The sequence below is a fragment of the Pseudoscardovia suis genome, from assembly GCF_002797875.1.
In the GTDB taxonomy this organism is placed as follows: domain Bacteria; phylum Actinomycetota; class Actinomycetes; order Actinomycetales; family Bifidobacteriaceae; genus Pseudoscardovia; species Pseudoscardovia suis.
In genome coordinates this window covers 180,318-193,244 of record NZ_PGFC01000004.1, presented here as the reverse complement: position 1 = coordinate 193,244, position 12,927 = coordinate 180,318, and the positions used below count along the sequence as shown (strand labels likewise).

9 protein-coding genes are annotated in these 12,927 nt (G+C 59.6%); 1 reads left to right on the top strand and 8 read right to left on the bottom strand.

Translation table 11 applies throughout. The annotated features are described in order from the left end of the window. Nucleotides 1-2: 2 nt before the first annotated feature. The 4 genes from CLV65_RS06250 to CLV65_RS06235 all read right to left on the bottom strand — a co-directional run bounded on the left by CLV65_RS06250 (nt 3) and on the right by CLV65_RS06235 (nt 4,030). Complete coding sequence (locus CLV65_RS06250; RefSeq protein WP_094691913.1) at nt 3-605, bottom strand: cytidylate kinase-like family protein; 603 nt, start codon at nt 603-605, stop codon at nt 3-5. Between the two features lie 473 nt (nt 606-1,078). Then, the gene (locus tag CLV65_RS06245) at nt 1,079-2,374 is read right to left on the bottom strand and encodes a citrate synthase (RefSeq protein WP_094691914.1); all 1,296 of its coding nucleotides are present in this window, start codon (nt 2,372-2,374) and stop codon (nt 1,079-1,081) included. Between the two features lie 99 nt (nt 2,375-2,473). Then, nucleotides 2,474-3,283 (bottom strand): type I methionyl aminopeptidase, encoded by an 810-nt coding sequence (gene map / locus CLV65_RS06240; RefSeq protein ID WP_094691915.1) that lies wholly within the window; start codon nt 3,281-3,283, stop codon nt 2,474-2,476. A gap of 102 nt (nt 3,284-3,385) precedes the next feature. After that, on the bottom strand, nt 3,386-4,030 hold the full coding sequence (locus CLV65_RS06235) for a manganese efflux pump MntP (protein ID WP_094691916.1): 645 nt from the start codon (nt 4,028-4,030) through the stop codon (nt 3,386-3,388). 590 nt (nt 4,031-4,620) lie between these two features. On the opposite strand from CLV65_RS06235, the gene CLV65_RS06230 reads away from it, so the two are divergent. After that, the gene (locus CLV65_RS06230; protein WP_094691938.1) at nt 4,621-6,681 is read left to right on the top strand and encodes a M13 family metallopeptidase; all 2,061 of its coding nucleotides are present in this window, start codon (nt 4,621-4,623) and stop codon (nt 6,679-6,681) included. A 517-nt stretch (nt 6,682-7,198) separates the two neighbouring features. Here the strand turns inward: CLV65_RS06230 and CLV65_RS06225 are convergent. The 4 genes from CLV65_RS06225 to CLV65_RS06210 form a co-directional block, all read right to left on the bottom strand. Then, nucleotides 7,199-7,672 carry a single-stranded DNA-binding protein gene (locus tag CLV65_RS06225; protein WP_094691917.1) on the bottom strand — a complete coding sequence of 158 codons (474 nt, stop codon included), beginning with the start codon at nt 7,670-7,672 and terminating at the stop codon, nt 7,199-7,201. A gap of 867 nt (nt 7,673-8,539) precedes the next feature. After that, the gene (locus tag CLV65_RS06220; protein ID WP_094691918.1) at nt 8,540-10,363 is read right to left on the bottom strand and encodes a proline--tRNA ligase; all 1,824 of its coding nucleotides are present in this window, start codon (nt 10,361-10,363) and stop codon (nt 8,540-8,542) included. A gap of 186 nt (nt 10,364-10,549) precedes the next feature. Then, nucleotides 10,550-11,155, bottom strand: a complete 606-nt coding sequence (locus tag CLV65_RS06215; protein WP_157847237.1) for a rhomboid family intramembrane serine protease — start codon at nt 11,153-11,155, stop codon at nt 10,550-10,552. A gap of 180 nt (nt 11,156-11,335) precedes the next feature. Then, on the bottom strand, nt 11,336-12,859 hold the full coding sequence (locus CLV65_RS06210; protein WP_094691920.1) for an ATP-dependent DNA helicase: 1,524 nt from the start codon (nt 12,857-12,859) through the stop codon (nt 11,336-11,338). Nucleotides 12,860-12,927 lie beyond the last annotated feature (68 nt).

The following is a 12,927-nucleotide window of genomic DNA, read 5'->3' as shown; positions in this document are numbered from 1 at the left end:
CGCTATTCGTTGAGCATTTCGACGAGCATGAGCAGATACTTCGCCGTGCGTTCCCAGCCAAGCATGCTGGAATCGATGAGGATGTCGCGGCCATGGCGGTCGCCACGATGCGTGCCGGTGATGTACTTGTGGCGCGAATGATTCATTTCGTCGTTGTATTCGACGATTTCCTGCGCCTTCTTCTTATCGACCTTGTCTTGCTCCATGATGGATTCGACGCGCACGTCCTTGGGGGCGTAGATGAAGATGTCAAGCACATCATCACGGTCACGCAGCAGATAATTGGCGGAGCGTCCGATGATGACGCATGAGGATTTGTTGGCCAGGTCGTTGATGACTTCGTTCTGCGTGAAGATGACGCGGTTGCTCAGGTTTGCGTAACGAGGGCCGAGCGATGTCTCGAACGCATATTGGACGTTCGTCTTCTGGTCGGCCTGCTCCACGAGCCCCCGGTCGATGCCCAACTGGTTGACGACCTTGTCGACGAGATCGCGGTCGTAGTATTCGATGTCAAGAGCGTCAGCGAGCATTCTGCCGATCTGCGGTCCGCCTGCGCCGTATTCGCAGCCAATCGTGATGATGTAGTGGTCAGAATTGAGTTTCATTACCGCTCACCCCCGCCATGCGACATTCGATGTGATTTCTGTTGTGGATGCCGCTGTGGCTGCGCAATGTCGCGGAATTCCGCGATGCGCCGCACAAGCGTCTTCCTGTTCCGGATGGTCGGGAAGAATCCTGCTGATTCATAAGCGCCCCTTGTCATGAAAACCTCTCCCAGGCCAGAACGCACGAATCATCGCAATGCAATGAGACGCATGCAAGCCAGTGGGGAAAGGAATCGTTGTCTGAGAACACTTTTGTTATATCGGCGCTAGATTTCGGGCAAGGGCGCTCGCTTCACCTGCCACTTACGATTCGGGAACATGGATGAAACATTTGCATTGCCGCGCGTGCAACGCAACCTTGGGCTGCGTGCATGCTGAAAGATAGCGAAAAGGCCCATGCACGCTCTTGTTGGAGGAGCTGTGCATGGGCCTTGGTAATCCTTGGCGGGCCTTAAGAATCGCCGCCGTCGGCGTTACGCCCTTTCGGACATCGGCACGTAATCGCGCTTGGGGGCGCCCGTGTATACCTGACGCGGACGGCCAATCTTGGTCATCGGATCGGCAAGCATCTCACGATATTGCGCAATCCAGCCAGGGATGCGGCCGAGCGCGAACAGCGTCGTGAACATCGACGGATCGAAACCGATAGCGCGGTAAATCAAGCCAGTGTAGAAGTCCACGTTCGGGTACAGATGACGCGACACGAAGTACTCGTCGTTAAGGGCGATGTTCTCGAGCTCAAGCGCGATGTCGAACAGCTGGCGGTCGGAATCATCCACATGCGCGCTGTCGGGGTGCGCCATGATCTTCTTCAGGTAGCCCTTGGCGATCGCGGCACGCGGATCATACGACTTGTAGACGCGATGCCCCAAGCCAGAGATGCGCCGATGCTCAGCCTTCGCGTCATCCACGAACTGCTTGACGGACTTACCGGACTCGCGGATCTCGGCAAGCTGGCGCAGCACGGCCTCGTTCGCACCACCGTGAAGCGGACCGGAAAGCGCGTTGATGCCCGCCGCCACCGCGGAATACAGGTTCGCGTGGGCCGAACCCGCGATGCGCACGACGGACGTGGAGCAGTTCTGCTCATGGTCGGCGTGAATGATGAGCAGCTTGTCGAGTGCGTCGACAAGCAGCGGGTCGGATTCAAACTTCTGGTATGGCGTGGCGAAGCACATGCGCAGGAAGTCGTCCACATAGCCTTGCGAAATGTCGGCATACAGCAGCGGCTCATCGCGACGACGGCGGTGGATCAGCGAGATGATCGTGCGGGTCTTGGCCATGATGATGGCGGACGCTTCGTCAAGCTGGTCGGGATCGTTGATGTCGGTGGTGTCCGGATAGTAGGCGGCGAGCGCGTTCACCGCGGAGGCGAGAACGCTCATCGGATGCGCGGTGCGGGGGAACGTGCCGATGAAGGTGCGGAATTCCTCACCGATGATCGTGCGGCGCAGGATGGACGAACGGAATTCGTCGTACTGCTCCTTCGTGGGCAGTTCGCCGGTGCGCAGCAGATAAGCCACTTCCAGGAAGTTGGAGCGCTCGCACAGCTGCTCGATCGGGTATCCGCGGTAACGAAGGATCGAGTTGGCGCCATCGATGAATGTGATCTTCGACTCGCATTGCGCGGTCGTGAGGAAGCCTGGGTCGAGCGTGACCCACTGGTCGTTGCGCAGGCTGGAGACGATGAGTCCTTTGGCGCCGCTTGTGGGTTCCGCCACCGGCAACGTGTATTTTTCTGAATCGATCTCGAGCGTGGCCTGTGCCATTGGCTCTCCTTCCGTGCGCAATGCGAGTTTGTTGAAACTGTGGTGGAACCAGAGGGCGTTCGCCCATGTCTGGTTTATGCAAGTTCCGTCAGTAATGTATTACTTTTGCAAGTTGTCAGGCAGTGCAGGGTCAAAACCGTCCCTGCGGGTGAGGATGATCGGATCGCCATCGGTGATGGCAATCGTATGCTCGGTGTGTGCGCCGCGGGAACCGTCGGCGGAACGCAGCGTCCACCCATCCTTGGGATCCTGGAAGATTTCGTCGGTGCCGCGCATGAACCACGGTTCGATTGCGATGACCAGGCCGGGGCGAAGCTTGTAGCCGTGATGCGCGCGTCCGTCGTTGACGACGAACGGGTCGCCGTGCATGAGATGGCCGACGCCGTGGCCACCGAACTCCATGTTGACCGTATAACCGTTCTCGTGTGCAACGGCGCCCACCGCAGCGGAAATGTCGCCGATGCGGTTGCCTGAATACGCCTGGCTGATGCCAGCCTTGAGCGCTTCCTGGGTTGTCTTGATGATGCGCTCGTCCTCCGGATCGGCCTTGCCAACGACGAAGCTGATGGCGGAATCACCGACCCAGCCATCCACACTGACTGCCAGATCAAGGGAGACGAGGTCGCCGTCCTTGAGGTTGTAGTCATACGGAACGCCATGCAGCACTGCGTCGTTCACGGACACGCAGATCCAATGGCGGAACGGGCCCGTGCCGAAGTCCGGCGCGTAATCGACATAGCAGGATTCGGCGCCCTGACGGTCGGCGATGCGCTTGTGCACGTATTCGTCAATCTCCAGCAAGTTCGTGCCGACCTTGGTCGTTTCGCGCAGCTGCGAGAGAATATCGCCGACGAACTTGCCGGCAGGACGCATCTGCTTGATTTCTTCGGGGCTCTTGAGCTCGATCACTGTGTGGTACTTCCTTCCACGCGCGTAAACATCCGCGCACTCAATATGAAAACTACAATACCGCGACCGTGAGTCGAAGAGGGTTTTTGGCTTGAGAACGTTTCAGCCCAGCACGACCTGTTTGATTCCCAAAGCGATGAGGATGATGCCTCCGGCGATGCCAGCGCCTTTCTTCCAGCGTTCGCCCAAGGTGCCGCCCAACGACAGTCCCAACACACATGCGAGCGCCGTCATGAAAAACACCACGCCAACGTTTGTCGCCAACGGCGCGTTGGAAAGGCCCAAGCTCGCACCCACGCCAATGGCATCGATGCTTTCAGCGACGCCAAGCGTCAGCAGCAGCTTCCAGGCGAATGCAGAACGCAGACGCAATGCCGTTTCGGTCTCCGGCTTGGATTGAGCCTCGTCTTCACGCTCCAGTTCCTTTTCTTCCGCGTCGAGGTCTTCCTCAACCTCTTCGTCATCCTCATCCTCGAGCGCCTCGTGGATCATCCAACCGCCGATTGCCACAAGCAGCAGGCAGACGATCCACGACGTGCCGGTCACGAACTTTGATGCCACGCCGCCGATGAGTGCGCCCAACCACAGGAACAGCGTCTGGATGCCAGCGAACGACACAATGGTGCGTACATAGCCGCGGGCGGGCACCACACCGGCGCGCAAGCCCAGTGACAGCGACAGCGCGAACGTGTCCATAGACACTGACACCGCCAACAGCCATACGAAGGGATCAAGAATACCAGCCATGCGTTCTCCCGTTGTTCCTTATCTTCTTTTCTGCTCTGTCATTCCACACGTGCATTCCACGCTAGGATTCTCACGCGAGAATTCCCAGACACAAGATTCCCTTGCACTGCGGACTCCTTGCACCGGGGATTCCCTCAACGAGTGGAACCACGCATGCGACAAGACCAAGCGGATTCCCTGTACCTAGGATTCCCTGTACCTGGGATTTTGCCACGACCGCGATTTTACTGTGTTCCACCGCGCTGCTGTGTTCCACCGCGCTACTGTGTTCCACCGCGCCGCAGCGTTTCATTGTACTGTTTGTTTTCTGTGCCGCAGCGTGTCTGCACCAAGAATGACACCTTCACGCTCTCTTCATCCGCCATTCATCCCTTCTCCTCATCATGCGCTGGGCGAATTCATCGAGCACAGGCTAGGCTGGAGACATGAACACTACCCCACTTACTCCTTCTTCTACGGATTCCGCAGCTTCTCACAACGCGATGCCGCAGGCGTCCGCCCAGTCGACGTCCGCCCAGTCGACGTTCACTCAGTCGACGTTCACTCAGTCGACGTCCGCCCAGTCAGCATCTGCACAGCCAACATCCGACATGACGTCCGGCATTGATGCATCGGCCTTCTCGTCCGTTATCAAACCGGCATCCGACTTCTACCGGTACGTCAACGGTCCGTGGATCGATTCCTACGCATTGCCCGCCGATCACGCCCGCTACGGTTCGTTCAACAAACTCAGCGAGGATGCCGAACTGCATTTGCGCGAGATTTTGGAAGACGACGACGCGCCCTGCTCGCTGTCACGCACCGTCTACAACGCGTTCCTTGACACGGACGCCTTGGAAGAGGCGGGCATCAAGCCAATCCTTGCAGATCTCAAGGCCATTGATGACGCACCCGACAAGGCTGCTCTTCACGCTACGCTCGGCATGCTGTCGGTCAGCGGCGGCCCTGGTCTCATCGGCATGGCGGTGTATTCCGACCCGGGCAACGCAGGCACGAATGTGGCGCACTTGTTCCAAGGCGGACTCGGCCTGCCCGACGAAGGCTACTATCGCGAAGAACGCTTCCACGCAGTGCGCGAAGCCTATGTGACGATGGTTTCGCAACTGCTGCATCTGGCGGGTTATTCACCCAGCCCATCGCAGGCGCTTGACGACGCGCGGCGCTTCCTTGACGTGGAAACGCGCATCGCAAAGAACCACTGGGACAACGTCTCATCACGCGACGAAGACAAGACATACAACCCCTACGACTGGGACCAGCTCGTCCAGGCGCTTGACGGATTCGATTTCGCCGAATGGGTTGATGCATGGCAGTCCGCCTATGACGCTTCCGAAACAGCCCGCACGCTGCCAGTGAACCTGCATGACGTTCTGTCTCACACGATCGTGCACCAGCCTAGCTTCATCACCGGCATCGCGGCATTCTGGAAGTCCGCATCGCTTGACGACCTCAAGCTGTGGGCACGCGTGCATGAGCTCATCGGATGGTCGACCTACCTCAACGCCGCCTTCGACCAAGCGCATTTCGACTTCTACGGCCGCACGCTGCACGGCACCACCGAGCAGCGCAAACGTTGGCGTCGCGCCGTGAGCCTTGTCGACGGCGTATGCGGCGAAGACGTGGGCCGTGAATACGTGCGACGACACTTCCCCGCCGCGTCGAAGGAGCGCATGGAGAAGCTCGTGGGCAACCTCATCGCCGCCTACCGTGCCTCCATCAGCGCCAGCGACTGGCTGGGAGAGGAAACGAAGGCCAAGGCGCTTGAGAAACTCGGCAAGTTCGAAGCCAAGATCGGCTACACCGACCATTGGCGCGATTACACTGCCTTGAGCATCCACGAAGGCGACGGCCTGATCGATATCATGCGTGCCGCAAACCGTTATGAAAACGGCTATGAGCTGGGCAAGGCCGGCAAGCCGGTGGACAGGGACGAATGGCTGATGACGCCGCAGACGGTGAACGCCTACTACGAGCCCACTCTCAACGTCATTGTGTTCCCCGCCGCCATCCTGCAACCGCCGTTCTTTGACCCGCAGGCAGAGGACGCGGCCAATTATGGCGGCATTGGTGCAGTGATCGGCCATGAAATCGGCCATGGCTTCGATGACCAAGGCAGCAAGTATGACGGCGACGGTAGGCTGCATGATTGGTGGACGCAGCAGGATCGCGCCAACTTCGAACAGCGCACGCACGCGCTCATCGAACAGTTCAATGCCTTCACCCCCTTGCAACTGGTGGAGAAATACGAGGCCGCTGGCAAGCCAGCCCAAGCGCCGCATGTCAATGGAGCCTTGACGATTGGCGAAAACATCGGCGATTTGGGCGGCGTGAACATCGCGCTCAAGGCTTATGCATTGTCGCTGGGTGCCACGGATGGCAGCGATGCCGCCGTGCGCGAGGCCCTGCAACACGCCCCGGTGATGGACGGATTCACCGGCGTGCAGCGTTTCTTCCTCAGCTACGCGCAAATCTGGCGCAGCAAGACGCGCAACGAGCTCGCCGAGCAATTCCTGCAGATAGATCCGCATTCGCCCGCGGAATTCCGCGTCAACGGAATCGTGCGCAATGTCGATCTCTTCTACGATGCCTTCGGCGTGCAGCCAAGCGATGCAATGTGGCTGGATCCCAGCGAACGCGTGCGCATCTGGTAACGCCAAGCAACGCGCAGGCAACGCCCACCCACGGGGACTTACGCGCGGCCGTCTGATTGGTTGACTGTCGATTGAACATGCAACCAGTAATCATCAACCGTATGGCTGCGCGATAGTCCCGTGGGACGACCCAGCCATACGGCGAACCAGCGTTCACCCGTCGGTCGGGTGCTACCGAGCGGCATCCACCTGGCAACGCCCAGCCGGCAACACCTACCGAGTGACACCCGGCAGGCAACCTGCCAAGCGATACCCGCCGGCAACATCCGCCGGCGACACCCGCTGATCAACACACTAGATGAGCCGCGCCTGTCCAGCTACACCTGCCTGCAACACCCGCCGAGTTATACCCATCCTGCAACACCCGTCCTGCAACGCACCGGCCAGTAGGCAACCGGAGGCCTTGGTACAGACTTACCTCACTAGCCGCCTGCACTCGCTAACCGTCTACATTCACTAACCATCTGCACTCACATGACCAGCTGCAACGGGCTTTGTCAATCACGCTTCCCTATCTTCAGAACTGAGCCTCCTGGTCCTCATCTTCAAATTCAGGATTCTGCTGCTGTGCATCATGAGGGGCATCCGTGCGACGAATGGCACTCCCATCCTCACGGTCGGATGGCGCCATACGCTGGAATCGTGCCACCCCACGGCTCAAATCATGCCCGACAGACTGTGCCTCTATGGACAGCGCCGTCCGCGTATTGCCTTGAGAGTCCTTCCAACTGTCGGAAGTCAACTGACCATTAACAATCACAGGATCTCCGCGCGAGATGGAATCCTTGATGTTGAGCGCCAGACTACGGTAAGTGCGCACCTGCATCCACGTGGTGGGAAGATCCTCCCACCTGCCATCCTTGCGGTTAAAATACCGGCGCGTGCTTGCCACACGAAACACACAGCAAGGCACCTTGCCCTCGCCTTCCCCAAGCATCTTGGGATCGGCACCCACATATCCGGTCACCGTCACTGTAGACTGCTGGACCATGGCATTCCTTTCATTCCATCCGACCGCCTGACGCGAGCCGGAATTGCCACCAACCCAAGACTCCGCAACGCCTGTCGGTGCGGAGCACCTCCCGCGCCAGCACCAGTGCGGCCAGGGAACGCGATGCGAATCACCACACCAACCTGCCGCGGAAGGTGACACCACTATCGCGCATTTTATCCAAACACCGACGGTTATTTGACCAATGTGGACCGTCTTCCCTTGTGCGAATCACCCCTGTGGACAACTTCCCTCATTTTTTGGATTCTTTCAGACTACATTCAGGATTCAGGCACGCCACCGCGCATCAAATGAACCGTCTAACCTCCACCATCGGCGACCCCATCCACCAACCGCCGAAAACGGAAGTTAGACGGTTCACCCACCCCGCCCAAACCTCCACCATCGGCGACAAATCCAGGATTCGCCGAAGACGGAAGTTACAGACCTCCAAAATGAACCCCTAACCTCCATCTTCGGCGACCCTATCCACAACTCGCCGAAGACGGAGGTTACACACACCAAAAATGGGGGCCAAACCTCCACCATCGGCGACAAATCCAGGATTCGCCGAAGACGGAGGTTACAACTCTCCAAAACAGACCCCAAGCCTCCGTCATCGGCGACCCAATAAACCACTCGCCGAATACGGAGGTTACGCACACCAAAAATGGGGGCCAAACCTCCACCATCGGCGACAAATCAAAAAGTCGCCGAAGACGGAAGTTACAGACCCTCAAAACAGGATCCTAACCTCCGTCTTCGGCGACTCCTCCACGTCACAGGCGGTGCGGATCACGCGTGCACCGCGCACCGGCCACCGCACGCACCGCCGACAGCCGTCACCGCGGCCGTCGCGCGCGGCGCCTACTTGAGCGCAGCCACGCGCTCACGGATGCGCGCCGCAGCCTGCTCGACAGGCACCGCCTCGTCGTTGGAACCGTCACGGTCACGAATCTCGATCGTGCCGTTGTTCACGGTATCGCGACCAACCACAACAACAAGCGGCACACCGATGAGCTCAGCATCCTTGAACTTGACGCCGGGGCTCACCTTGCCGGTGCGGTCGTCATACAGCACATCGATGCCAGCGTCGTGCAGCTCGTCCACCAGCTTGTCGGCGGCGTCGAACGCCTTGGGATCCTTGCCAGTGGCGACCACGTGCACCTGAGCGGGCGCCACAACGACCGGCCATGCCAAGCCACGCTCGTCGTGGTGGAACTCGGCGATGCACGCCATCACGCGGGAAACGCCAATGCCGTAGCAGCCCATCCACACAGGCACGGACTTGCCGTTCTGGTCGAGCACATTGAGACCCAGCGCGTTGGAATACTTGAGTCCCAGCTGGAACACCTGACCGATCTCCACACCGCGTTCGAAGCTCAGCGGGCCAGAGCCATCAGGGCTCATGTCGCCGTCGCGCACCTGCACGGCCTCAACAATGCCATCGGCTTCGAAGTCGCGGCCCCACACGAGGTCGTAATAGTCCTCGCCGTCCTTGTCGGCACCGGTGAACCATGCGCTGCCACGCGCGATATGCGCGTCAAGCAGGTACTTGACGGGCTCGGCGATGCCGGAACCCTCGCGGCGAGCCTGCGGACCAAGCACCATCGGGCCGATGTAGCCAGGCACCAGCTCGGGATGCTTCTTCAGGTCCTCGTCGGTCGCTTCTTCAATCTCGCAGGGAGCGAAGTTCGCCTCAAGTCGCTTCATGTCGACCTGGCGGTCGCCGGGCACACCAATCGCCACAATCTCGCGCCACGGCTCCTTGTGGTCATCGTCCTCGGGGTGCTTGACTGCGATGACGAAATTCTTGAGAATATCGCTCTCTTGCCAAGAACGGCCGTCCTCACGCGGATACTTTTCATTCGCCGTCTTGATCATGCCCGAAAGCTTCTCGGCATCCGGAGTCGGACGCACAGTGGCGGCAGGCGTGTTCGCAAAATCCACAGGATCGGGGGTGGTGGTGCTGAGCGCCTCGACGTTCCATGCCTTGCCGGACGGGGACTTAGCAAACGTATCTTCGCCGATGGCGAGCGGCGCGAGGAATTCCTCGGATTCGGAACCGCCCATCGGGCCGGAAATCGCATGCACGATCTCGTACTTGACGCCAAGACGGTCGAACACGCGGCGATATGCGGCGCGTTCCTCGTCATAGCACTTGACAAGGCCTTCCTTGTCGATGGTGAACGAATAGGCGTCCTTCATGATGAACTGACGGCCACGAATCAGACCTGCACGCGGGCGGAATTCATCACGATACTTGTTTTGGATCTGGTAGAGCGTGACAGGCAGGTCCTTGTAGGACGAATACATGTCCTTGACCATGAGCGTGAACATTTCCTCATGGGTGGGCGCGAGCAGGTAATCCTGGCCGTGGCGATCCTTGAAACGGAAGATGTTCTCGCCGTATTCCTCCCAACGGTGGGTCGCTTCATACGGGGCGCGCGGCACCATTTCGGGGAAGTGCACTTCCTGTGCGCCGATGGATGCCATTTCTTCGCGAATCACCGACTCAATGCGGTTGAGGACCTTGAGGCCCAGCGGCAGCCAGGAATACAGACCAGGGGCGATCTTGCGGATGTATCCGGCGCGCGTCAGCAGCTTTGCGGAATCGACGTCGGCATCCGCCGGATTGTCGCGCAGCGTGCGCAAAAAGAGGGTGGACATTCTCATTACTTCTGAGCTCATACGTTCAGAGTATTCATGTTGCGTGACAACAATAGCCGGCGGATTCTTGCCTCGGCGAACGTCGGACCAAGCCTTGCGCCGGGCGTTCGCACACCGGGAGAACAGTCATGTCACCCACCAAGCAACGCAGCAACCTCACCCACCAAGCAGCACGGCGATGCCGCCCCACCAAGCAGCACAGCCGTCTCACCTGCCGAACAGCACGGTGAAATACCCCATTCCCAGCAGGAACCCGGCAATGAGGCCTCCCAGATGCGCCCACATGTTGATGCTTTTGTTCGTCATGCCCGGCGCCAAGCACAGCACGACGTTAGCGATGATGCCCTGCACGTTCATGTAGTCACGCAACACCGGCACCATGAGCATCGCCACATACACGCCCAGAAGACCACAGATGGCGCCGGACGCTCCTGCCGACACGACATTGTATTGCCGCTGCCCCTGCTGCACCGCCCACGTCAGGAGGTTGCCCAGCAGACCCGCGCATATGTAAACGACGAGCACGAACTGCGAGCCGCCCATGATGCTCGACCCCATGCTCTGCTCAAGCACCTCGCCCAGGTAATACAACGACATCATGTTGCAGATGAGATGGACGAAACCAAAGTGCACGAACATCGACGTGAACAGCCTCCACCATTGCCCGCGCTGCAGGTCGCGCACGGTCATGGCGCCGAAGCGAAGTGCGACGGGAAGGCTCGTGGAGCCGCCGGCAAGCGTCTCTATCACGAACACGATGACATTGACTGCGATAAGCCCAAAGGTGACCGGTGCCACGGCGTCAAGCTGCATGAGTGCCTCCCGAACCTGATACGGGTATGTGTGGCGGATGGGGGTAATGGATGAAAGGCAGCCGGGGCATCCGCAGACCACCGGAGCGTGCCAACGACAGCGCCAGCATGCCGCCGGCATGAGCCGACGTACTCTGACGCATGTCAGTCGTTGCCACGATACCGCACATACCGGTATTAATCAGAACAGCGTGCCTTGTGAAAAACCTTGTGAAAATTCATCCTCAGCGTCGGCACCGCCATTGCCAGCAGCCCCGGATTTGCCGTTTGCGGTTGTGCCACCGTGAGTCTTTCCGCTGCCGTCAGCGCTTCCTGCCGATCGCGTGGGACGGGTGAGTGCGATGGCGCCCACGCCGTGAAGCGTTTCGAGCGCCTCTTGGGAACGCTGCGCCAGTTCAGAGTCAATGCGCATCGCCTCGTCGCTCACGTCATAGGCACGCGGTCCCAATCCTTCGAGATACAGTCCGTCCATCGACTCCACGCGGGAAAGCGCCACGTATCCCATGCCGGGCGCAAACGCGCGACGCAGGTCCATGACGGCGGCGTCGAGCGTCATGCCCTGCGACTTGTGGATCGTGATGCCCCATGCGCAGCGCAACGGAATCTGCGACACGGATGCGAGCACCGCATCATTGTCGGTCACTTCCCAATCCGCTGGCTGCATCGTGACCGTGTTGCCGTTTTCGAAACGCACGACCGGCGCCCCGGCGTCCGGCTGCGTCTCACGGTTCTTGAGGCGGCTGCCAAAACCGATTACCACGCCGAGCGACCCATTGACGTAGCGGTGTTCGGTGTCGTTGCGCAGCGCCATCACCGCAGCGCCCTCTTTGAGCACCAGCTGCTCGGGGGCGAGCATCGAACGCTTCAGATGCTGCACGATCGTGGGAGAACCAGTAGCGGTCGCCGTGTAGACGCGCGGCATTCCTGTGAGCTGATGCAAGCGCATGTCATTGAGCTGGTCAGCCTGTCGATTCGTCGGATACAGCCGCACTGCGGACGAATTCGCAGGCGCGGAACGCACGCGTGACAGCAATGCATCGTTGTCTTCAGGCGTCACGCGCCCCTCACGGATATGCGTGAGCACGCGCAGCAGATCACCGACATCCTGCCTGTGCTGCTCGGTGAGATAGCACACTGCGGCACCCAAGTCGCGCCATGCGAAGGACTGGGTGATGAAACCGTCCGGATCGAGGCCGGCGTCCGAGTACCCCTTGCGAAATTCCATGACTTCGTCATCATGTTCCATCACGAATCGGTTGCGCTGTGAAGACACGACGGGCGGCAGTTGGAACAGATCGCCGGAAACAATCACTTGCAGCCCGCCGAACGGCTCGTTATGGTCGCGTCGCACGGCACGGCACACTTGATCCACAAGGTCAAACTGCCAGGCGGGCATCATCGACACTTCATCGATGATGAGCACGTCAGCACCTTGCAACGCCTTGCGACGGAACGAGCGTATGCGACGAATGAGCGCCTCGCTGGGTGCCTGCGCCACGCCAATGCCGCTCCACGAGTGGATGGTCTGACCATCGATGTGCGTGGCGGCGATGCCCGTGGTTGCTGTGACGGACACCGTGCGCCCCGTCGCGCGGGCGTGTTTCACGAACTTGTTGAGCACATAGGTCTTGCCCGCACCCGGCGCGCCGGTGAGAAACACCGATGCACCGGCGTTCATGATCTGCAATGCCTCGTCCTGTTTCATTCCACTCCCGCCTGCAACCTGTTGGGGCAATTCAACCCATTCCATCCGACTTGCGCCGAATCATCCAG